Here is a 21,146-nt window from a genome sequence, read left to right on the forward strand (position 1 = left end):
ATCATCACGACGCCGGTCAGAGCGGCGGCCTCAGTCGAGCGACGCCTCGTAGGATCCGAGGACTGATCCGCGACAGCAGCCGCGCACCATGAGCCTCAGGCGTCACCGGCACCACCGCCCGGTTGTGCACCACGGCATCGAGAATCGCCCGAGCGACTTTCTCCGCAGGGTAGTTGCGGCGCTCGTACAGCTGGGCCGCCCGCCTGCGAAGGCGCTGTTCCTCCGCCTCGTCGGCTCCGGCGAAGTGTGCCGTTCCGGTGATCCCGGTGTTGATGAGGCCCGGGCATATCGCGCTGACCCCGATCGACCGGTCGGCCAGTTCCGCGCGCAGGCACTCGCTGAGCATCAGAACGGCCGCCTTGGACGTGCTGTACGCCGGCAGTGCACGTGACGGCTGGTAGGCGGCCGCAGACGCGACGTTGACGATATGGCCACCCTGACCTCGGTCGGCCATCTGCCTGCCGAAGACCCGACAGCCGTGGATGACTCCCCACAGATTGACATCGAGAACGTTTCGCCAGTCCTCGCTCGTCGTGTCGAGGAAGGAACCCGCCAGTCCGATACCGGCGTTGTTGACCAGTACGTCCACGACGCCCAACTCGGCGGCCACCTTCTCCGCGAGCTTCTCCATGGCCTGTTCGTCCCCGACGTCCACCACCTCACCCCACGCGGTGGGTGCGCCGATCAGTCGGGCGGTCGCCGCCGTCCGGGCAACGCCCTCCGCGTCGCGGTCCACGGCAACGACCCGCGCTCCCGCTTCCGCGAAGGCCATCGCGGTGGCGCGCCCGATGCCTGCTGCTGCGCCCGTCACCAGCACCAACTGGGCGCCGAAACGCTGGGCGTGGGCGCCCTTGACCGGTGCGACGGATGCAGCGGGTCCGGTGGAATCATCCGCTCCGCCGGTCTCGCCGCCTTCGACGAACTCGCTGATCCAGGCCGACAACTGGTCCGGCCTCGTGCGCGGGACCCAGTGCTTCGCCGGGAGAGCGCGGCGCACCAATCGGGGCACCCACCGCTCCAGTTCGTCGTAGAGGGACGGAGAAAGGAAGGCGTCGCCGGTCGGCGTGATCAACTGCACCGGCACATGAGCATGCGCGTCCGGGCGCGGCCGACGCAGGCGGGCCCGGACGTTGTCACGGTAGAGCCAGGCTCCGTGCGCCGCGTCCTGTGGCAGTGAGGTCGTCGGATACCCGTCCGCGGGCACCTTTTCCATCCGCTGCAGGATGCGTGGCCATTGCCTGCCGAGTACGCCGCGCCAGGCCATCTCGGGCAGAACGGGCGTGTGCAGGGCGTACACGTACCAGGACTTGGCACCCTGACCGAGCAGCTGTCCCACGCGACGTGGGCTCGGGTGGGTCAGCCGCCCTTTGATCCAGTGCCCGAAGTGGTCGAGGGACGGGCCCGACATCGACGTGAACGAGGCGATGCGGCCCCGGGTGCGCTCCACCGTCGCGAATTCCCAGGACTGGACCGACCCCCAGTCGTGGCCGACCACATGGACGGGCCGCTCCGGGCTCACGGCGTCCACGACGGCGAGGAAGTCGTCGGTCAGCTTCTCCAGCGTGAAGCCGCCGCGCAGCGGCTCGGGTGCCGTCGACCTGCCGTGCCCGCGGACGTCGTAGAGCACCACATGCCATCGCTCCGCCAGCCGTCCGGCGACCTCGGACCAGACCTCCTTGCTGTCCGGATAGCCGTGCACCAGCACGATCGTCGGCTGTGACGCATCGCCCAACTCGGCGACGCACAATTCGATCCCGCCCGTACGCACCCAGCGCTCACGCGCGCTTCGCAGCTCCACGCCGCCTCCTCGTCCAGTGCCGGCGTTGCGGTACGCGTCCGTAACGTGACACCGCTGAATGTGGCAACCGACCCGCGGCCGCGTCAAGGGATGGCCCGCACCTGTGGACAACGCCATGTGGACAAGCCCGCGCGGGAACTGTGGCCGTTCGGCCCCGCACGCGTACGAGCCGGCCCCGCGGCCCGCCCCCCCCGGCGGCGCCTCGCGGGCCTCCCGGCCGCGGTCTCCTCCCTCGTGGGGTCCCCCTACGGGTCCGTACGCCTCGAGTCGGACGCCGATACAACCGTCTGGTCTGACGACTCCTGTCGGTGCGCGCCGTTACCTTCGAAGACGTGACTGTGATCGCAACCGAAAGCCTGAGCAAGCGGTTCCCGAGGGTGACCGCGCTTGACCGGCTCTCCTTGGACATCGGACCGGGCGTAACCGGCCTGGTGGGTTCCAACGGGGCCGGCAAGTCCACGTTGATCAAGATCCTGCTGGGTCTGTCCCCCGCCACCGAAGGCCGGGCCGCGGTGCTCGGGCTCGATGTCGCCACCGAGGGCGCCGCGATCCGGGAGCAGGTCGGGTACATGCCCGAGCACGACTGCCTGCCGCCCGACGTCTCGGCGACCGAGTTCGTCGTCCACATGGCGCGGATGTCCGGACTGCCGCCGACCGCGGCGCGTGAGCGCACCGCGGACACCCTGCGGCACGTCGGCCTCTACGAGGAGCGCTACCGTCCGATCGGCGGTTACTCGACCGGTATGAAGCAACGGGTCAAGCTGGCCCAGGCTCTGGTCCACGACCCGAAGCTGGTCCTTCTCGACGAGCCGACCAACGGACTGGACCCGGTCGGGCGCGACGAGATGCTCGGTCTGATCCGCCGCGTCCACACCGATTTCGGCATCTCCGTGCTGGTCACCTCCCACCTCCTGGGAGAACTCGAGCGGACCTGTGACCACGTCGTCGTCATCGACGGCGGCGCCCTGCTGCGGTCCAGCTCGACCAGCGACTTCACGAGGACCACCACGACGCTCGCGGTCGAGGTGACCGACAGCGATGCCCACCCCGACGGCACGGACGCCCTGCGCAAGGTCCTCACCGGGGCCGGGACGAAGCTCGTGGGGCACGACGGACTCGACGCCGAAGGGCTGCCGGGAGCGGGTCACATCCTCCTGGTGGAGGCGACGGGCGAAGAGACCTACGACCTGGTCCGCGACAGTGTCGCCCAGCTCGGGCTGGGGCTCATCCGGATGGAACAGCGACGTCACCGCATCGCCGAGGTCTTCCGCGCCCAGGAGGCGCCCCAGGCGGCTGCGGCCGCGACAGCCGGTGCCGGGCAGGAGAAGGGGAGCGGTCGGGATGAACACTGAGACCACAACCGTGGCCGGGAGCGACAGCTCCCGCATCCACAACATCGGATACCGCTCCTACGAAGGTGCCCGGCTGGGCCGGGCGTACGCCCGGCGCTCGCTCTACTCGCAGTCCCTGCGGGGCTCGTTCGGGCTCGGCCGGTCCGCCAAGTCGAAGGTGCTGCCGATGCTCCTGTGCGGGGTGATGTGCCTCGTGGCGCTGATCCTCGTCGCGGTCGCCATCGCCACGCCCAACATGACGAAGCTCCCCATCAAGTACACGGACTTCGCCATCTACCTGCAGGCCGTGATCGGGCTCTTCATCGCCTCCCAGGCCCCGCAGTCCGTGTCCAGGGACCTTCGCTTCAAGAGTGTGCCCCTGTACTTCTCGCGCCCGATCGAGCGGGTCGACTACGTGCTCGCGAAGTTCGCGGCCATGGCGTCGGCGCTGCTCATCCTCACCGGGCTGCCCCTCGTCATCCTCTACGCGGGCTCGCTGCTCGCGAAGTTCGACTTCGCCGACCAGACCAAGGGCTTCGGGCAGGGGCTGGTCTCCGTGGCACTGCTCTCCGTGCTCTTCGCCGGGCTGGGTCTGGTCGTCGCCGCCCTGACACCGCGACGCGGATTCGGGGTCGCCGCGGTGATCGCCGTCCTGACCATCACCTACGGCGCGGTGTCCACGGTCCAGGCGATCGCCTGGCAGACGGACTCGGCCGGTGCCGTCACATGGCTGGGGCTGTTCTCTCCGATCACGCTGATCGACGGGGTGCAGACCGCGTTCCTCGGTGCCTCCTCCGCCTTCCCCGGTGGTGAAGGACCCGGGGCCGCCGCCGGCGTGGTCTATCTGATCGTTGTTCTCGCGCTCGTCGCCGGCTCGTACGCCGTACTGATGCGCCGCTACCGGAGGGTCGGGCTGTGACCACCATCGAGATCGACCACACCTCCCGCTGGTTCGGCAACGTGGTCGCCGTCAACGACGTGAGCATGACCGTGGGTCCCGGAGTCACCGGGCTGCTCGGCCCCAACGGAGCGGGCAAGTCCACGCTGATCAACATGATGGCCGGGTTCCTGGCGCCTTCGACCGGCAAGGTCACGCTCGACGGCACACGGATCTGGCGCAACGAAGCGGTCTACAGGGCCATCGGGATCGTGCCGGAGCGGGAGGGCATGTACGACTTCCTGACCGGCCGCGAGTTCGTCGTCGCCAATGCCGAGTTGCACGGACTGGGCGACGCGGCCGCACACAAGGCCCTGGCCACGGTCGAGATGGAGTACGCGCAGGACCGCAAGATCTCGACGTACAGCAAGGGCATGCGCCAGCGGGTGAAGATGGCGTCCGCGCTGGTCCACGACCCCTCGGTCCTGCTCCTCGACGAGCCTTTCAACGGCATGGACCCGCGGCAGCGGATGCAGCTCATGGAGCTGCTGCGACGGATGGGCGCGGAAGGCCGCACGGTGCTCTTCTCCTCCCACATCCTGGAGGAGGTCGAGCAGCTCGCCTCGCACATCGAGGTGATCGTGGCGGGCCGCCACGCCGCGTCCGGTGACTTCCGGAAGATCCGCCGGCTGATGACGGACCGGCCGCACCGCTACCTCGTCCGGTCCAGCGACGACCGTGCGCTCGCCGCGGCGCTCATCGCCGACCCCTCGACGGCGGGGATCGAGGTCGACGTGACGGACCGGGCGCTGCGCATCCAGGCGGTCGACTTCGGTCGCTTCACCACGCTGCTGCCGAAGGTCGCGCGGGAACACGGCATCCGGTTGCTCACCGTCTCCCCGTCCGACGAGTCCCTCGAATCGGTCTTTTCCTATCTCGTAGCGGCCTGAGTAGTGGCCTGAAAGGAGCTGTGAAGCGTCATGTACGACCCCACAGTCGCCCGGCTCACCTACCGGGCCCTGCTCGGCAGGCGCCGGGCCGCCATCCTGTTCGTCCTGCCGGTGCTGCTGGTGGCCATCGCCGTCGCGGTGCGGGCGTTCGCCGGTGCCGATGACGGTGTGGCCTCCGGTGTGCTGGGCGGGTTCGCCATCGCCACGATGGTCCCGCTCATCGGCGTCATCGCGGGCACCGGTGCCATCGGGCCCGAGATCGATGACGGCTCGATCGTCTATCTGCTGGCCAAGCCGGTGAAGCGGCCCACGATCATCTTCACCAAGCTGATCGTCGCAGTCGCCGTGACGATGCTCTTCTCGGCGCTGCCCACGCTGATCGCGGGCTTCATCCTCAACGGCAACGGCGGGCAGATCGCCGTGGCCTACACGATCGCGGCCCTGGTCGCCTCGATCGCGTACAGCGCGCTGTTCCTGCTGCTCGGAACGGTCAGCAGGCACGCGGTGGTCTTCGGCCTGGTCTACGCGCTGGTGTGGGAAGCGCTCTTCGGCAGTCTGGTGCCGGGGGCCAGGACGCTCAGCGTGCAGCAGTGGTCCCTGTCGGTCGCCGAGAAGGTCGCCGGGGAGGGCATGGTCACCTCGGACGTGGGCCTGCCGCTCGCCACCGTCCTGCTGGTCGGTGTCACGGTCGTGGCCACGTGGTACGCGGGTCAGAAGCTGCGGGCGCTGAAGCTCGCCGGCGAGGAGTGAGAACCGACGCCGTGCAACCCCCGCCCCTCGGGCGGGGGTTGTTCCATGTGGGCGAGCAGCCCGCGTGACGGTGCGCTTATCGGCTCGTTGTACAGGACGCGTGGAGGCAACTGGAATCCGTGGCGTCGAGCTTTCGTGAATTCGGGGAATGCCGGCATCGGTGAGGCAGCGCCCGCCGACCGGTCATCGAGCAAGTGGCAACCGTGAGCGCCCTCCACCCCCGCAGCCCGGGGAGAGGGCCGTTCTTGCCGTTCCCGCGCACGAAAGGCACACCCATGCCCACCGAAGTCGCCCTGCTCGAATCCCGTGCTCTCCGGGGCGAGCGGATGGGGCGCGTCGAAGCCCTGGACAAGGTCAAGAGCCTTGTCATGCTCCCCGACGGAATTCACCTTCGCACAGAGGATGTGGCTCGCTACTTCGAAGTATCCACAGCCTCGGTCAGGCGGCTGACCGACCGGCACCAGCCGGAGTTGGTCGACAACGGAATGAAGGTGCTGCGAGGGGCTGAGCTGCGCACCTTCCATAGCGACATGCTGTCGCTATGGAAGGGTGAGGGGACCGAAAGTTATCCACAGGCGAGTACGCAGCTGCGGCTGTACACCCGCAGGACCATCCTCAACGTCGCCATGCTTCTTCGCGACAGCGACATCGCTCGCAGCGTTCGGACCCATCTGCTCGACGCCGAGGACGACCTTCGGGCGTCGTACGTCTCTCTCGAACGGCGGGTCACCCGGATCGAGGGCTGCCTCCTCGGCGTGGGAAGCGCGCTCCAGGAGCTCGGCCCCGTGCTGGGGCGGATGTCGCAACGGCTGGACTCGCTCGACAGGAAGCTTGACGTCACGCATCAGGTCGTCGGCGCGATCAGCCTCCGGCTCACCGACGTCTCGCGGGACGTCGTCCGGCTCGATGCGCGGATGGACGATCTCTCGCAGCGGCTGCGGGATCTGAGCCGCCGCACGGACGGCTGAGGATTGGCCCGGGGCCACCCCGCAGAAAATGGGTGGTCCCGGGCGACGGCCTCGGGCACAGTGAAGGGGACGGCGCGCACAGCGGCGTCCGCGAGGACCGGGAGAGGAGCGCGGCGATGACCAGTGGTACGAGTCCGTCGAGTTCCCTGCAGGGTGGTCCGCAGCCGGCGCCCCGGTAGCTTCATCAGCTGCCCGGCGCCGCCGCAGCATGACCCCCGGGTGGCCCCTCAGCGCTTCGCGCGGCCACCTCCCGGAGGATTGGCCGAGTGGTGAGGCAGCGGCTTGCTGAGCCGTCGTCGGGGCGTCCCCCCGCGCGCGTTCGATCCGCGCATCCTCCGCACACAGCGAGCCGTCGCCGGAACAGCGGTGGCCGGTACCGGAAGCGTCTCGTGCGCTCTAGGCGCGCGGGACCGTCCGGAGCAGCTCCTCCAGCACGATCGCGATGCCGTCGTGCTCGTTCGACGCGGTGATCTCGTGCGCCACGGCCTTCAGGTCTTCATGCGCGTTGGCCATGGCGACGCCGTGCTGTGCCCAGCCGAACATCGGGATGTCGTTCGGCATGTCACCGAAGGCCAGCGTGTCCGCCGCCCTGAGACCCAGGCGGCGGGCGGCCAGCGACAGGCCGGTCGCCTTGCTCAGCCCCAGGGGCAGGATCTCCACGACCCCCGGACCCGCCATGACGACGTTCACCAGGCTGCCGACGGCCTGCTGCGCGGCCTTCGCCAGGGCGTCGTCGTCGAGCTCCGGGTGCTGGATGTAGACCTTGTTCAGCGGAGCGGACCACATCTCGGCGGGGTCGTCCATGTAGAGGGCGGGGAGGGGGCCTTCCTGGACCCGGTAACCCGGCCCGACCAGCACTTCGCCGTCGAGCCCGTCCCGGCTCGCCGCGAGGGCGAGCGGGCCGACCTCGGCCTCGATCTTGGACAGTGCGAGTCCGGCCAGCTGCCGGTCCAGGGTGAGGGAGGTCAGCAGCTTGTGCTCGCCCGCGTGGTAGACCTGTGCGCCCTGACCACACACCGCGAGGCCCTCGTAGCCGAGGTCGTCCAGAATGTGCCGGGTCCACGGAACCGCTCGTCCCGTGACGACGATGTGCGCGGCGCCGGCCGCGGTGGCAGCGGCCAGCGCCTCCCGGGTGCGGTCGGAGACCGTGTGGTCGTCACGCAGCAGGGTGCCGTCGAGATCGGTCGCGACGAGCTTGTACGGGAACGTCACTTGGAGACCGGCTCCAGCAGCTCGCGGCCGCCCAGGTACGGACGGAGAAGCTCGGGCACGCGCACCGAACCGTCGGGCAGCTGATGATTCTCCAGGATCGCCACGATTGTGCGCGGCACGGCGCAGAGGGTGCCGTTCAGCGTCGCCAGTGGCTGGACCTTCTTGCCGTCCCGCATACGCACGGAGAGCCTGCGGGCCTGGAAGCCGTCGCAGTTCGACGCGGAGGTCAGCTCGCGGTACTTGCCCTGGGTGGGGATCCACGCCTCGCAGTCGAACTTCCGCGAGGCCGAAGCCCCCAGGTCACCGGTGGCGACATCGATCACCTGGAACGGCAGCTCGAGGGCCGTGAGCCACTGCTTCTCCCAGTCCAGGAGCCTGCGGTGCTCGGCTTCGGCGTCCGCGGGGTCGACGTACGAGAACATCTCGACCTTGTCGAACTGGTGCACACGGAAGATGCCCCGGGTGTCCTTGCCGTACGTGCCCGCCTCGCGGCGGAAGCACGGGGAGTAGCCGGCGTACCGCAGGGGCAGCTTCTCGGCGTCGATGATCTCGTCCATGTGGTACGCCGCGAGGGGGACTTCCGAGGTGCCGACGAGGTAGAGCTCGTCCTTCTCCAGGTGGTACACGTTCTCCGCGGCCTGGCCGAGGAAGCCCGTGCCCTCCATCGCGCGGGGGCGGACCAGCGCCGGGGTCAGCATGGGGACGAAGCCGGCCTCGGTCGCCTGCGCGATCGCGGCGTTGACCAGGGCCAGCTCGAGGAGCGCGCCGATGCCGGTCAGGTAGTAGAAGCGTGATCCGGAGACCTTGGCACCGCGCTCCATGTCGATGGCGCCCAGGGCCTCGCCGAGCTCCAGGTGGTCCTTGGGCTCGAAGCCCTCCGCACCGAAGTCACGGATGGTTCCGTGCGTCTCCAGGACGACGAAGTCCTCCTCGCCGCCGACCGGCACGTCCTCGTGGACGATGTTGCCGAGCTGCAGGAGCAGTCGCTTGGCCTCGGCGTCGGCCTCGTCCTGTGCGGTGTCGGCCGCCTTGACCCCGGCCTTCAGCTGATCGGCCTTCTTGAGGAGCTCGGCGCGCTCCTCGGGGGTGGCCTTGGGGATCAGCTTGCCGAGCGACTTCTGCTCGGAGCGGAGTTCGTCGAAGCGGACGCCGGACGACCTGCGCAGCTCATCGGCGGAGAGAAGGGCGTCGACGAGGGCGACGTCCTCTCCACGGGCGCGCTGGGAGGCGCGAACACGGTCGGGGTCCTCACGGAGCAGGCGAAGGTCAATCACCCCTCAAGGCTACCGGTGCGCGGATCCGCCACTCGAACCGATATCGACGAGCGTGGCGCTTTGCCTGAATTGTCGGAATCGATAACCCTGAAGGAATCCGTGTACCTGCCAGTGGGTGGAGATCGTCAACAAAAGGGGCTCAATGTCTCGAAAAGGCGCAAACGCCCCTGCCTCTTGACTCATCGCCGGTGCAAGCGAGGGGAGTTGGAGGCGGAGGGCGCGCGTGTTGTCCACAGGGGCCCATTGATTCAATTAGTTATCCACAGGCTGTGAAGAAGATCTGTGGATGCCGGGAGAGATCGTTCCGAAAGCGGCATGCCGGGGCAGAGATTCGCGACTCAAACCCGATCCGCGCACTCGTTCGGGTGGGTATTGCCCTTCTTGATGAGTTGATCAACGGAATTCGGGCGACACGGGGGGCCTGTCGTTCCGCGAGGGCTCTGTGGTCACTGGGGCGATTTGTCGACCATGTCGTGTTGCGGTGTCGACTTGTCCCCAGCCCGGAGGGGTGCCCTGTGGATAACTTTGTGTGGGCTGAGAATCTGCAGGCAGAACCGGATGGGCAAGCTGTCGGCCCCTCTCCGCAGCCCTCAGACCCGGCCGTCCTGGCTGCGGGCCAGCCAGTCGGACGCCTCGGTGAAGTCCGTGTCGGACGTCCCGATCCGCAGGGGGCTCACCTCTTCGGGCGTCACTCCCGCGCGCGGGTACGAACCGAGGAACCGGACATTCGGGCAGATCCGCTTCAGCCCCATCAGCGCCTCGCCGACCCGGCGGTCCGCGATGTGCCCTTCCGCGTCCACGGCGAAGCAGTAGTTGCCGATCCCCTCCCCGGTGGGCCTGGACTGGATCAGCATCAGGTTGACCCCGCGGACGGCGAACTCCTGGAGCAGCTCGAGGAGGGCACCCGGACGGTCGTCGCCGAGCCAGATGACGACGGAGGTCTTGTCGGCTCCCGTAGGTGCGGACGGCCTGGCCGGTCGTCCCACCAGCACGAAGCGGGTCTGGGCGTTCTCGGCGTCGTGGATCTCCGTCACCAGCGGTTCCAGCCCGTAGGTCGCTGCGGCGAACTCACCGGCGAAAGCGGCGTCGTACCGCCCCTCCTGGACCAGCCGCGCACCGTCCGCGTTGGAGGCCGCCGACTCCCACACCGCTCGGGGCAGATGGGCGGCCATCCAGTTGCGTACCTGCGGCTGTGCGGCCGGATGGGCCGTGACGGTCTTGACGTCGGCCAGCTTCGTCCCGGGGCGCACCAGCAGTGCGAACGTGATGGAGAGCAGCACTTCGCGGTAGATCATCAGCGGAGCACCCGAGGCCAGCTCGTCGAGCGTCGTGCTGATCCCGCCCTCCACGGAGTTCTCGATGGGGACGAGCGCTGCCGCGGCCTCTCCGCTGCGCACCGCGTCCAGCGCGGCCGGTACCGAGACCATCGGGACGAGCTCGCGGGTGGCGGCTTCGGGGAGAGTGCGGAGGGCGACCTCGGTGAAGGTGCCCTCTGGACCGAGATAGGCGTAGCGCGTGGCTGACATACGGTCACCCTAGTAGCCCGACGGAGAGGGCCGTGCGCCTCATGCCTCCAGCAGGCGCTGCCCCACGTACTCCCCGGACGCGGCCCCGCCGGGTACGGCGAAGAGGCCGCTCGCCTCGTGCCGGACGAAGGGTGAGAGCGCGTCCCCGCGGTCGAGCTTGCGCTGGACCGGGATGAAGCCCTTGAACGGATCGGCCTGCCAGCAGACGAAGAGCAGCCCGGCGTCCGGAGTGCCGTCGTCGGAGATGCCGTCGTGGTACGAGAACGGGCGGCGCAGCATCGCGGCACCGCCGTTCCTGTCGGGGGAGGAGATCCGGGCGTGGGCGTTGCCGGGGATCAGCAGCTTGCCGTCCGGCCCCACCTTGTCCAGGTCCATCGCGCTGTCCTCCGAGCCGCCGCTGAGCGGGGCGCCGTCCGACTTGCGCCGCCCTATGACCTGCTCCTGCCGCTCGACCGTGAGTTCCTCCCAGTCGTCCAAGAGCATTCGGATCCGCCGGACGACGGCGTACGAACCTCCGGCCATCCAGGCGTACGCCGAGGAGTCGCCGAAGGGCACGAAGATCCGCTCCTCGAAGTCGCGCTCGGTGGGTTTCGGATTCCTGGTGCCGTCGACCTGGCCCATCAGGTTGCGTGCGGTCATCGGCCGGCCCGTCGCGCCCGGGGTGCGGTTGAAGCCGTTCATCTGCCACCGCACCCGGGCCGTCGGCCCGGCCTCCTTCTGGAGGGCGCGCAGCGCGTGGAAGGCGACGAGCGCGTCGTCGGCCCCGATCTGCACCCAGAGGTCGCCGTCGGACCGCTTGGCGTCGAGCCGGTCGGAGGAGAAGGCCGGCAGCGGGTCCAGGGCGGGCGGCCGGCTGGCTGTCAGCCCGGTGCGGGTGAAGAAGGTGCGTCCGAACCCGAAGGTGACGGTGAGGGACGAGGGCCCGGCGTCCAGAGCCACCCCGGTGTCGTGCCCCCGGCTGTCCGACGGTTCACCGGACATCAGCCGCTCCGCGGTGGCCGACCAGCGGCGCATCAGGGCGGCTGCCTGGCCGCGCCCCGCGCCGGGCGTCAGGTCGAAGGCCACCAGGTGCCCGCGTGCCTGAAGCGGAGTGGTGATCCCTGCCTGATGTTTCCCGTGAAACATCGCCTCGGTCGATCCGACCGAGGTCAGGGGCGTCGGGGCCGTCCCGCGCGTCGCGGCGTAGCCACCAGCACCGCCCGCCGCGCCCAGGACGAGCCCTGCCGCACCGGCCGCTCCCGCGCCGCCGATGAGCCGCCGCCGGGAAACGACACTCGCGCCGCCGGGGCCGGCGGCTTCGCGGTGGGCGGCGGGGGTGCCGTTCTCCCTGAGGTCGTGCTTCTTCTTGCTCACCCTGCTCAGCCGATCTTCACGTTCTTCTCGATGGTTGTCTGGTCGATGTCCGACGTACGCACCGTCACGGCGACCTTCCAGTCGCCCGCCATCGGGATCTGCACGCCGCTCGACGTCCAGTGCCCCTCGGTGAGGCGGTCGGGGACGACGGGCAGCGGGCCGATGTCCTTGGACTCCAGGGTGAAGGCGAGCTTCACCTCGGGTACGTCCAGGGGGCGTTCGTCGGGCCCGTCGATCCAGAGGTGCACGTTGTTCGAGCCGGTCGAGCCGGGCGACATGTCCAACCGCACCGTCCCCTTGCCGTTCTGGCCGCCGGTGTCGAAGGGAAGGCTCAGATTCAGCCGGGCGTCGGTCTCCGGCGCAGCCGCCGACGTGGTGCCGCCCCGGGCGGCCTCCTCCTCGGTGCGGCCGGGCTCGGTCGACGTCAGGATCGTCGTGACGACGAGCAGCACCACGGCGATACCCGTCTCCACCAGCACGGAACGCCGAAGACCGGAGCGGCCGGGGTCGGCGTCGCGGGCGCGCTTCTCCTTCGTCGCCGTCAGAGCGGCGCGCTGGCGGGCGAGCTGGGCGGCGCGCTCCGGCGTCGGCTCCTCCCCGGCCGACGCGACGGGAGAGGCCGGCTCCGTCGTTTCCGTCGCCGCGGCCGAATCCACAGCCGGAGCGGTCTCGTCGGCGGACCCGGTGAGCTCCGTCAGCCGCCCCGTCCACCGCCGGGATATCCACGCGACCCCGACGAGTACGGCGACGAGTGCCACCTTGACGAGCAGCACCTGCCCGTACCGGGTCCCGGTCAGCGCGGACCATGAACCGACCTGTCGCCAGGACTGGTAGAGGCCGGTCGCGGCGAGGACGAGCACACTGCCGAACGCCACGCGTGAGAACCGTCGTACCGCGCCGCTCGTGATGTCCGGCGTCCGGTACAGGGCGACCAGCAGCGCGGCGAGTCCGCCCAGCCAGCCGGCGACGGCGAGGAGGTGGAGCACGTCGACGGGCATGGCGATGCCTGGCTGTACACCCGTGGAGGCGTGCTCGGCCAGGGCCCACGTACCGGCGATACCCGCGGCGATGACCGCTCCGCCTGCCGCGAGTCCGAAGGTGAGGTCCTGCTTCTCCTTCTCGTCCTCGCGCTTGGCGTACGCCCCGAAGAGGACCGCGATGAAGAGCGCGGAGGCGCCCAGGAGGAGCAGCCGGGAGACCAGCGCGGCCCCCGGCTTGGTGTCGAGCACGGCCTGGAGACCGTCGAGGTCGAAGGCATCCGCGAGCCTGCCGGAGCCGGTGTAGGGGCTGCGCAGGAGCAGCATGACGAGCGTGGCAGCGGTCAGTGTGATCCAGCCGCCCACGACGAGCCGTTGCAGCGGGCGCGCCCCCGCCCCGCGCTGCCAGCAGGCGAGTACGAAGGCCGACCCGCCCGCGAGCAGGATGAATCCGGCGTACGCGGCATAGCGTGCGATGCCGTAGAGCGCACCCACGATTCCGCCGCCGGCGTCGTCCGAGGGCAGCGCCACGGTGGTCTCCGAGGGGGCGCCGACGGAGAAGGTGAAGGCTCCGGAGACCGGATGACTGTCGGCGGACACCGCCTGCCAGGCCACGGTGTACGTGCCGTCGGACAGACCGCTGCGGAGCTGGACGCCGTATCGCACGGTGCCACCGCTCGTCAGATCACGGGGAGCGCCGTCGTCCGCCCGCTCGCCGCTCGGGTCCAGGACCCGGATGGAGTCGTCGCCCATGGCGATCTGCTCGGAGAAGGTCAGCGTGACGTCCTGCGGAGCGGTGGCGACCACCGCCCCGTCCTGCGGGTTGCTCCCCGTGAGAGCGGCGTGCGCGGACGCGGGGCTCGCGCCGGCCAGCACCAGGCCGAACAGCAGGCCGGTCAGCGTGGCGAGGAGCGCGACCGCGGCGAGCGGCCGTCGTGCCGGGAAGGGCCCGAAGTGCGGGGCGGTGGCTGTCATGGGTGTCAGTACCTCACTGCTTCTTCGGGTTGTAGGTGGTCTCCTTCACGGGGATGTCGACCGTGATGGGTTGGGCCTTCTCGAAGTGCAGTTCGACGGAGACCGTCTCTCCTTGTCTGGGCTGCTTCTTCAGGTCCGTGAACATGATGTGGTTGCCGCCGCGCTCGAGGTCGAGCTCGCCGCCGGCGGGCACCTCGAACGACGTGACCATCCGCATCGTCCGGTCCTTCGTCTCGTGGATGGACACGTTGTCCGACAGGGAACTGGTCACTGAGGTGAGCCGGTCGGTGGTGTCCCCGCTGTTCTTCACGAGCAGGAATCCGGCTGCCATGTCGCTGACGGGCTGCGGCATGAAGGCACCGGTCACCTCCAGCTGCGGCACGCTCTGCGACGAACATGCCGTCAGCGCCATTCCTGTGGTGAGGACGAGGGCGCCCGCGAGGGCCGTGCGGCGGTTCACGGGGTCTCCCCCCTGACGAGCTCCGGGAGGTCCTCGGTGTAGTCCTCGGCCGTGGTGTCCTCGCTGTAGAGCACGTACCCCTTGTCGGTCTTCGGGGAGAACGCGATGACCTGGGCGCCGTGCATCGAGACGACCGTGCCGTCCTTCTCCTTCTTCGGAGGGTCGATGCCGATGCCGATCTGCCGTGCTCCCGCCTGGATGGTCGGGAAGTCGCCGGTGAGGCCGGTGAATCCGGGATCCTGAGCCCTGAGCCAGCTGCCCAGGGATGCCGGGGTGTCGCGTTCGGGGTCCGTCGTGACGAAGACGACCTGGAGCTTGTCCTGGTCGGCCTTGGGCAGTGCCCGTTTGGCGATGGCGATGTTGCTCATGGTCAGCGGGCACACGTCGGGGCAGTTGGTGTAGCCGAAGTAGATGAGTGTCGGCTTGCCCTTGGTCTGCTCGCGCAGGTCGTACTTCTTGCCGTGTGTGTCGGTGAGGACGAGGTCGGGCTTGGTGAAGGGCTGGTCGAGCACGGTGGCCGGTTCGGACCCGGTCCCGGAGGAGACCTCGGCGACCGAATCGTCCGCCTGGTCACCGCTGCTGCCGCAGGCCGACAGGGTCAGTGCGGCCACGGCGGCGAACGCCGTGGCCAGCACCGTCTTCTTGCTGTGCATGGAGAGCTGATTCCTGATCTGTGAAATGCGGGTGGTGGAGTCGGTGGCGTCAGACGCTGCGGCGACGGCCCGCGAGGACGCCGAACGCGACCCCCGCTACGCCGACGACGATGCCGACGATCCCGAGGACGCGGGCCGTGCTGTCCGTGCCGGAGGAGGAGGTGTCGTCCGACGACGCCGTCGTCTGCTTCGTCTCCGCCGCCTCGCTGTGCTTGTCATCCGGGGCCGCGGCACCGTGGGCGCCGGCCGAGGGGGCGGTCAGTGCGAGGACGGGGGCAGGGCTCTCGGGTTCTTCGCCGCCCTCGGTGGGCTCCTCGATCCAGCGGACGACTTCCTTGTTGCTGTACGTCTGGAGCGCCTTGAAGACGAGCTGGTCGGCGTCCTCGGGGAGCTGGCCGACGGAGAGCGGGAACTGCTGGAAGTAGCCCGCCTCGATGCCGTCACCCTCCGCGGTCCAGGTGACCTTGGAGACGGCTTCGTTGATCTTCTTGCCGTGCACGTCGAGCGGCTCGGCCAGCTTGCTCTTGGTGACGTCGATCTTCCAGCCGGACACCGGCTGCGGGCTGACGGACGCGAGCGGGTGGTCCGTGGGGAAATTGACCTCGAGCTTCACGGTCGAGGCGTCGTCGCGCTCGTTGGGGACCTTGAAGTTGACGGTCGCGTAGCCACCCTTGGCGGCCTCGCCCTGCGGCTGCACGCTGACGTGCGCGGAGGCGGTGCCGGCGAGCAGCAGGACGGTGGACGCGGCGACGCCGCCGGCGAGGGCGATGCGGGAAACGTTCATGGCAGGGATCACTCCACAGGTCATGAGGAAAGGTGGTCCGGCGCGCGGAGGCACGTCGGCATCACGACCACCTCCTCACCGGTTCCCGGCGGAGGGGTCGCGTCAGGCTGCGCGTACGTATACGGGCGGCGGCCCGCGCCTGATCACCATGTGCTGCAGAGGGTCCCCGGTGGCCGGAGCGGGAGCGTCGACGGCGCTGCGGAGAGGACGCGGCCCGGTCGTGGGCCGTCCCGGAAGGCCCGCGCGCAGGGCGCGCACGAGTGCCATCGCGGCACGCAGCGCGCGCAGCCTGGCCACGGCCGCGAGCCGGAGGCCGCCCTGCGCCGAGATCCTGGCGAGCCGGAAGAGGGCGATCTCGCCCCGCCGCAGCAGCCAGCCGGTGACGAGGGCGGCCAGCAGGTGCCCCAGGAACATGGGCAGGCCGGGCAGGCCGGACATCACCGTGGCCAGCGCCGTCGGGTCCGCGGCGGAGGCGGCGCCCGGAGCGGACGCCAGGTGTGTGTGCCCCTGGGCCACGGCGGCGGGGTCCAGTCCCGCGGTCGTCACGATGCGGTGGGCCTCACCGGCGCTCAGCTGCGCGGGTCCGGCACCGCACACCAGCCCGGCGGCGAAGCGGATCAGCGAGTCGTCACCCGACCCCGTCGCGGTGGCCGCGGTGTGCCGCCCGAGTCCGAAGAGGACGTGCAGGGCGAGCTGCCCGCCCGCCAGTGCGGCGCTGATCGGGAGGAGGGTCCGCTCGCGTCCGGCGAGCGCCGCGGCGACGGCGAAGACTCCGGCGAAGCCGGCCAGCAGGGTCCACAGGGGCACACCCGCGCCGGAGGCAAGGCCATGTCCGGCGGCTGCGAGCACGACGCAGACCGCGGTGAACACCGCGGTCCTCAAAAGCCGCATACCGGCTCCGGCGCGTGCGACAGGCATAGACATGGCCGGGTCATCATCCCACTGGGCCCCCGGTTCCCGTACGGCAGGTCCGGAAGGTCGGCATCCATCCCCATCAGGGAGTGATCAGGGGGTGTTGCACCTGTTCATGGGTGCTCCGAGCCCGTTGCCCGGATGCTCCGGGTACCTGCTCCGGGCCCGCCATACACCGGTGAGCGGAATATCCGCATCCGCCGAATGAGCGCTGTCACAGCGGATCCGTGCTTACGGAGCGCTCGTTGCGGCAATACGTAACGGTATGTCGAGCCGCAGCCAGGAGGCTGGAGCATGAGCATGTGGTGGTCACTCCATTTGCGGCGCGAAGCCGCGAGCGTTCCGCTCGCCCGTCGTTTCCTGCTCGGCACCATGGAGACCGCGGGGGTGGACCCGGACATCTCCTACGACCTCTCCGTCGCACTCAGCGAAGCCTGCGCGAACGCCGTTGAGCACGGAGGTGCCCGACGGGATGCGGACGAGGGCCATGACGCCGGTCCCGACTCCGCCGGAGACGAGTCGTCCGGACGAGCCTGCGGGCAGTACCGGGTCACCGCCTATCTGGACGGCGAGAAGTGCCGTATCGAAGTCGCCGACTCGGGCCCCGGATTCGGCGCCCGGCGCACGCTTCGCCCCGCCGCACCGTCATCCGTCGGGTATCCGCCGGACCTGCATCCGTCCGCCGCTCAGCCTGCGGGCGACCCTTCGCACGCGCGCACCGCCGTGCATCCTCCGGCCACGGCTGAGAGCGGCCGCGGGCTCTGCCTGATCGAGGAGCTCGCCGACCACGTCCACTTCGGCAACCGGCCGGGGCGTGGTGCGGTGGTGAGCTTCGACAAGGTCCTGAAATGGCGGGAGGGCGCGCTGCTCATGGTGTCCTGAGCAGCGCGCCCTCCCGCGCGGGTGACGCGGTCCGCCGTGTCAGCCCTTGAGCCGGGCCATCCAGGCCTCGACCTCTTCGGACCGGCGCGGCAGCGCGGCGGACAGGTTCCGGTTGCCGTCCTCGGTCACGAGGATGTCGTCCTCGATACGGACACCGATCCCCCGGTACTCCTCGGGCACGGTCAGGTCGTCGGCCTGGAAGTACAGTCCCGGTTCGACCGTCAGGCAGACTCCCGGCTCCAGCGTGCCGTTGACGTACGACTCCGTGCGTGCGACCGCGCAGTCGTGGACGTCCATGCCGAGCATGTGACCGGTGCCGTGCAGCGTCCAGCGGCGCTGCAGCCCCAGCTCCAGGACCTTCTCCACGGACAGGTCGCCCAACAGGCCCCACTCGACCAGTTTCTCGGCGAGGACCCGCTGTGCCGCGTCGTGGAAGTCGCGGAAGGCGGCACCGGGCTTCACGGCCGCGATGCCCGCCTCCTGGGCCTCGTACACCGCGTCGTAGATCTTCCGCTGCAGCGGCGAGAACGTGCCGTTGATGGGAAGTGTCCGCGTCACGTCGGCGGTGTAGAGCTCGTTGGTCTCCACGCCCGCGTCGAGCAGCAGGAGCTCGCCGGAGCGGACCGCGCCGTCGTTGCGGACCCAGTGCAGCGTGGTGGCGTGCGGGCCGGCCGCGCAGATCGAGCCGTAGCCGATGTCGTTGCCGTCGACGCGTGCGCGCAGGAAGAAGGTGCCCTCGATGTAGCGCTCGCTCGTGGCCTCGGCCTTGTCGAGGACCTTCACGACGTCCTCGAAGCCGCGTGCCGTGGCGTCGCAGGCCTTCTGGAGCTCGGCGACCTCGAAGGCGTCCTTGACCAGGCGGGCCTCGGAGAGGAAGACGCGCAGCTCTTCGTCGCGTTCCGCGGTGACCTTGTCGGTGAGAGCGGCCTCGATGCCCGCGTCGTGTCCGCGCACGTTGCGCACCGGGCCGGTGGCCTCGGTCAGTGCGGCCGGGAGCTCGCGGACGTCCTTCGCCGGGATGCCCAGCAGCTGCTCCGCCTCGGTGAGGGAGTGGCGGCGGCCGACCCAGAGCTCGCCCTGGCCGTCCAGCCAGAACTCGCCGTCCTCACGGTTGGAGCGGGGCAGCAGGTAGACCGTCGCCTCGTGCCCGTCGTCGGCCGGCTCGAGCACGAGGACGCCGTCCTGTGTCAGATCGCCGGTGAGGTACGCGTACTCGGTGGAGGCGCGGAAGGCGTACTCCGTGTCGTTGGAGCGGGTCTTCAGGTTGCCCGCGGGAACGACGAGCCGCTCGCCGGGGAAGCGCGCGGAGAGCGCGGCGCGGCGGGCGGCGGTGTACGAGGCCTGGGCGATCGGCTCCAGGCCGTGCAGCTCGGTATCGGCCCAGCCTGATGCCATGTTCTCGGCGAGCTCATCGGAAATGCCCGGGTACAGGCCGTTCTTCCGCTGCTTGACCGGCTCTGCCTCTGCTGTTTCCGGGGTCTCCGGGGCGAGCTCCTCAGACACGTTATGTCCTCCTTGTACGACACTGGGCCCTCTCATCGTACGGGCGTACGGAAGGGGGCCCGGTGCGGGAAGACCCGTGACGGTTCCCGGGCGGCCCGCGTCGCTGCCGTAGGCCGGCTCAGTCGAAGCGCGCGGCCAGCAGGGCGACGTCCTCGGTACCGTCGCCGCGGGCCGCGCCGTCGGGCAGGACGGCCCGCAGGATGTGGTCCACGACGGCTCCGGGGTCCCGGCGCAGGACCTTCGGAACACCGGCTGCCGCCGAGCGCAGCCGCGCGAACGCCCTGTCCGTGGTGTCTCCGGTCAGGCGCAGCAGTCCGTCGGTGTAGAACAGCACGGTCTCGCCGGGGCTGAGCGTGAACTCCACGCTCGGTGCTTCCCAGCAGGAGAGCATGCCCAGCGGGACGGAGACGGTCGTCTCCACGAATTCCGTGCGCCGTTCGCCGGTCACGAGCGGTGGGGTGTGCCCGGCACCGGCGAGCAGGACCGTGCGCCGGTCGGGCTCGCAGTACGCGAAGAGAGCGGTCGCCGCGCCGGCCGGTTCGGTCAGCCGCAGCAGCAGTTCGAGATCGGAGAGCACGGCGACGGGGTCCTCGCCCTCCATCACGGCGTAGGCGCGCAGACCGGCACGAAGCCGGACCATCGCGGCAAGGGCGGCAGGTCCCAAGCCGCCGACCGAGCCGACGGCAAGGCCGAGCGCGTCGTCGGGCAGGGCCAGCGCGTCGTACCAGTCACCGCCGCCGGCGGATCCGGCCCGACGGCGGGCCGCCAGCCGCACTCCCGGAATCCTGGGCAGCCGGTCGGCCAGGAGCTCCTCGCCGATGGCGGCGGCCTCCGCCCTGGCGCGTTCCAGCTCGAGCAGGCGGGCCAGGTGTTCGGCGGCGTAGCGGGCGTACACCCCGACGAGATGGCACTGGCGTTCCAGTGGTTCGGCCGGTTCGTCGTACAGCCATACGGCCACCCCCAGCCGGCCGGCGCTTTCGGTGGCGAGGGGCTGTGCGTAGCTCGCGGCGTATCCGAGCCGGGCGGCGACCTCGCGGCAGCGGGGGTCCAGGCCGGTGCCGCCGAGGATGTCGGGGGTGGCCCGGGGGCTGTCGGAATCCGGAAAGCCGTCCAGGAAACGGCCGTACGCGGTCGCGCTGCGGGGCACCGTCTCGATGTGGCCCAGTTCGGCGTGGGCGAGGCCGAGCCCGATCGTGCGGGACGGCCCGCCGCCGTCGGCGGGCTCGAGGACGAGGAGTCCCCGCCCGGCTCCGACCAGGGCCGCCCCGGCGCCCAGGAGTTCACGAAGGGCGCTGTCCAGGGTGCTGGTCGCGGCCAGCCGTTCGGTGAGTTCGTGGAGCGTGGTGAGGTCGGAGACCCAGCCCGCCAGCCGGTCCTGGATGAAGGCTCCCGGCGCGAAGGGCGTGTCGTCCGCAGGCGCTGCAGTGTGCGTTGAAACAGGAACCATGGGATCGATTCCAGCCACTTTCGGAAGGTGGGGGGCGCTCATGGCAGTCGGCTTGCCGACAGGTGCGTTGTGTCGAATAGCATCGCAAACCCCCATGTCGTTCCGCGCCGCTATCGGTGCAACCACATGTACACGCACCCACATGTACACGCACAACTGAGGTCATGTCCAGCATTGTCCTCGCGATATTTATGGTGTCCGTGAGACAGTTAACTTGGCCGGAAAATGCACCCCCGGGCCGCATTTTGCGGTCGACTGGGTGCGCTCGGCTGAGGGCGCCCTCGGGGTGAAATGCCGGAGGGAGCGTCATCCCGGGCATGCTGGGTACGTAATCGTGGATGACCAGGGGCGGTCGTGATCGCCCCGGAACCCGACAGCGCGCCCGGACGTCCTCACTGATGACGGACGCCCGCCCACCCCCGAGTTGCGGGGTTGCACAAGGGACGGCACGCGCGACGCGCACGCCGCCCGCGCGATGTTTTGACTGAACTCGGCTCGGTTCAACTCGGTTCGG

Annotated in this window: 18 protein-coding genes and 1 tRNA gene; 7 read left to right on the forward strand and 12 right to left on the reverse strand. The window is 69.9% G+C overall.

Annotated elements, in window-relative coordinates; translation table 11 throughout:
- Positions 1-16 precede the first annotated feature (16 nt).
- Positions 17-1,798: an SDR family oxidoreductase gene (locus ABZ441_RS14240; RefSeq protein WP_358972585.1), complete on the reverse strand. Its 1,782-nt coding sequence runs from the start codon at positions 1,796-1,798 to the stop codon at positions 17-19.
- A gap of 338 nt (positions 1,799-2,136) precedes the next feature.
- Here ABZ441_RS14240 and ABZ441_RS14245 point away from each other — a divergent pair, with 338 nt between their 5' ends.
- The 6 genes from ABZ441_RS14245 to ABZ441_RS14270 all read left to right on the forward strand — a co-directional run bounded on the left by ABZ441_RS14245 (position 2,137) and on the right by ABZ441_RS14270 (position 7,012).
- Positions 2,137-3,150, forward strand: a complete 1,014-nt coding sequence (locus ABZ441_RS14245) for an ABC transporter ATP-binding protein (RefSeq protein ID WP_358972847.1) — start codon at positions 2,137-2,139, stop codon at positions 3,148-3,150.
- Positions 3,140-4,048, forward strand: coding sequence for an ABC transporter permease (locus ABZ441_RS14250; RefSeq protein WP_358972588.1), 909 nt, complete (start codon positions 3,140-3,142; stop codon positions 4,046-4,048). Before ABZ441_RS14245 ends, ABZ441_RS14250 begins: the two co-directional genes overlap by 11 nt.
- Positions 4,045-4,956 (forward strand): ABC transporter ATP-binding protein, encoded by a 912-nt coding sequence (locus ABZ441_RS14255; RefSeq protein ID WP_358972591.1) that lies wholly within the window; start codon positions 4,045-4,047, stop codon positions 4,954-4,956. The genes ABZ441_RS14250 and ABZ441_RS14255 overlap by 4 nt, the downstream gene beginning before the upstream one ends.
- A gap of 30 nt (positions 4,957-4,986) precedes the next feature.
- Positions 4,987-5,706 carry an ABC transporter permease gene (locus ABZ441_RS14260; RefSeq protein ID WP_358972594.1) on the forward strand — a complete coding sequence of 240 codons (720 nt, stop codon included), beginning with the start codon at positions 4,987-4,989 and terminating at the stop codon, positions 5,704-5,706.
- Positions 5,707-5,981: 275 nt separating this feature from the next.
- Complete coding sequence (locus ABZ441_RS14265; RefSeq protein WP_358972597.1) at positions 5,982-6,674, forward strand: hypothetical protein; 693 nt, start codon at positions 5,982-5,984, stop codon at positions 6,672-6,674.
- A gap of 252 nt (positions 6,675-6,926) precedes the next feature.
- Positions 6,927-7,012 (forward strand) — tRNA-Ser (locus ABZ441_RS14270).
- Between the two features lie 58 nt (positions 7,013-7,070).
- Here ABZ441_RS14270 and ABZ441_RS14275 read toward each other — a convergent pair.
- The 9 genes from ABZ441_RS14275 to ABZ441_RS14315 form a co-directional block, all read right to left on the reverse strand.
- Positions 7,071-7,886, reverse strand: coding sequence for an HAD family hydrolase (locus ABZ441_RS14275; protein ID WP_358972601.1), 816 nt, complete (start codon positions 7,884-7,886; stop codon positions 7,071-7,073).
- On the reverse strand, positions 7,883-9,160 hold the full coding sequence (gene serS, locus ABZ441_RS14280; RefSeq protein ID WP_358972604.1) for a serine--tRNA ligase: 1,278 nt from the start codon (positions 9,158-9,160) through the stop codon (positions 7,883-7,885). Before serS ends, ABZ441_RS14275 begins: the two co-directional genes overlap by 4 nt.
- A 590-nt stretch (positions 9,161-9,750) precedes the next feature.
- Entirely contained in the window at positions 9,751-10,686 is a 936-nt protein-coding gene (gene pheA / locus ABZ441_RS14285; RefSeq protein WP_358972607.1) for a prephenate dehydratase, read from the reverse strand.
- Between the two features lie 39 nt (positions 10,687-10,725).
- On the reverse strand, positions 10,726-12,039 hold the full coding sequence (gene efeB / locus ABZ441_RS14290; protein WP_358972610.1) for an iron uptake transporter deferrochelatase/peroxidase subunit: 1,314 nt from the start codon (positions 12,037-12,039) through the stop codon (positions 10,726-10,728).
- A 5-nt stretch (positions 12,040-12,044) separates the two neighbouring features.
- Complete coding sequence (locus ABZ441_RS14295; protein ID WP_358972613.1) at positions 12,045-13,991, reverse strand: copper resistance protein CopC; 1,947 nt, start codon at positions 13,989-13,991, stop codon at positions 12,045-12,047.
- 13 nt (positions 13,992-14,004) lie between these two features.
- The gene (locus ABZ441_RS14300; protein ID WP_358972616.1) at positions 14,005-14,451 is read right to left on the reverse strand and encodes a copper chaperone PCu(A)C; all 447 of its coding nucleotides are present in this window, start codon (positions 14,449-14,451) and stop codon (positions 14,005-14,007) included.
- Positions 14,448-15,104, reverse strand: a complete 657-nt coding sequence (locus ABZ441_RS14305) for an SCO family protein (RefSeq protein WP_358972619.1) — start codon at positions 15,102-15,104, stop codon at positions 14,448-14,450. Before ABZ441_RS14305 ends, ABZ441_RS14300 begins: the two co-directional genes overlap by 4 nt.
- Before the next feature lie 49 nt (positions 15,105-15,153).
- Positions 15,154-15,888: a YcnI family protein gene (locus tag ABZ441_RS14310; protein ID WP_358972622.1), complete on the reverse strand. Its 735-nt coding sequence runs from the start codon at positions 15,886-15,888 to the stop codon at positions 15,154-15,156.
- Positions 15,889-15,990: 102 nt separating this feature from the next.
- On the reverse strand, positions 15,991-16,812 hold the full coding sequence (locus tag ABZ441_RS14315; protein WP_358972625.1) for a hypothetical protein: 822 nt from the start codon (positions 16,810-16,812) through the stop codon (positions 15,991-15,993).
- A 282-nt stretch (positions 16,813-17,094) separates the two neighbouring features.
- Between ABZ441_RS14315 and ABZ441_RS14320 the strand changes: the two genes are divergently transcribed.
- Positions 17,095-17,682, forward strand: coding sequence for an ATP-binding protein (locus ABZ441_RS14320; protein WP_358972627.1), 588 nt, complete (start codon positions 17,095-17,097; stop codon positions 17,680-17,682).
- 39 nt (positions 17,683-17,721) lie between these two features.
- Here ABZ441_RS14320 and ABZ441_RS14325 read toward each other — a convergent pair whose 3' ends face one another.
- Both ABZ441_RS14325 and ABZ441_RS14330 read right to left on the reverse strand, forming a co-directional pair.
- Positions 17,722-19,185 (reverse strand): aminopeptidase P family protein, encoded by a 1,464-nt coding sequence (locus ABZ441_RS14325; protein WP_358972630.1) that lies wholly within the window; start codon positions 19,183-19,185, stop codon positions 17,722-17,724.
- A gap of 118 nt (positions 19,186-19,303) precedes the next feature.
- Complete coding sequence (locus ABZ441_RS14330) at positions 19,304-20,728, reverse strand: PP2C family protein-serine/threonine phosphatase (protein WP_358972633.1); 1,425 nt, start codon at positions 20,726-20,728, stop codon at positions 19,304-19,306.
- Positions 20,729-21,146 lie beyond the last annotated feature (418 nt).

It is taken from the genome of Streptomyces sp. NPDC005752 (genome assembly GCF_040630715.1).
Classification (GTDB): Bacteria; Actinomycetota; Actinomycetes; order Streptomycetales; family Streptomycetaceae; genus Streptomyces.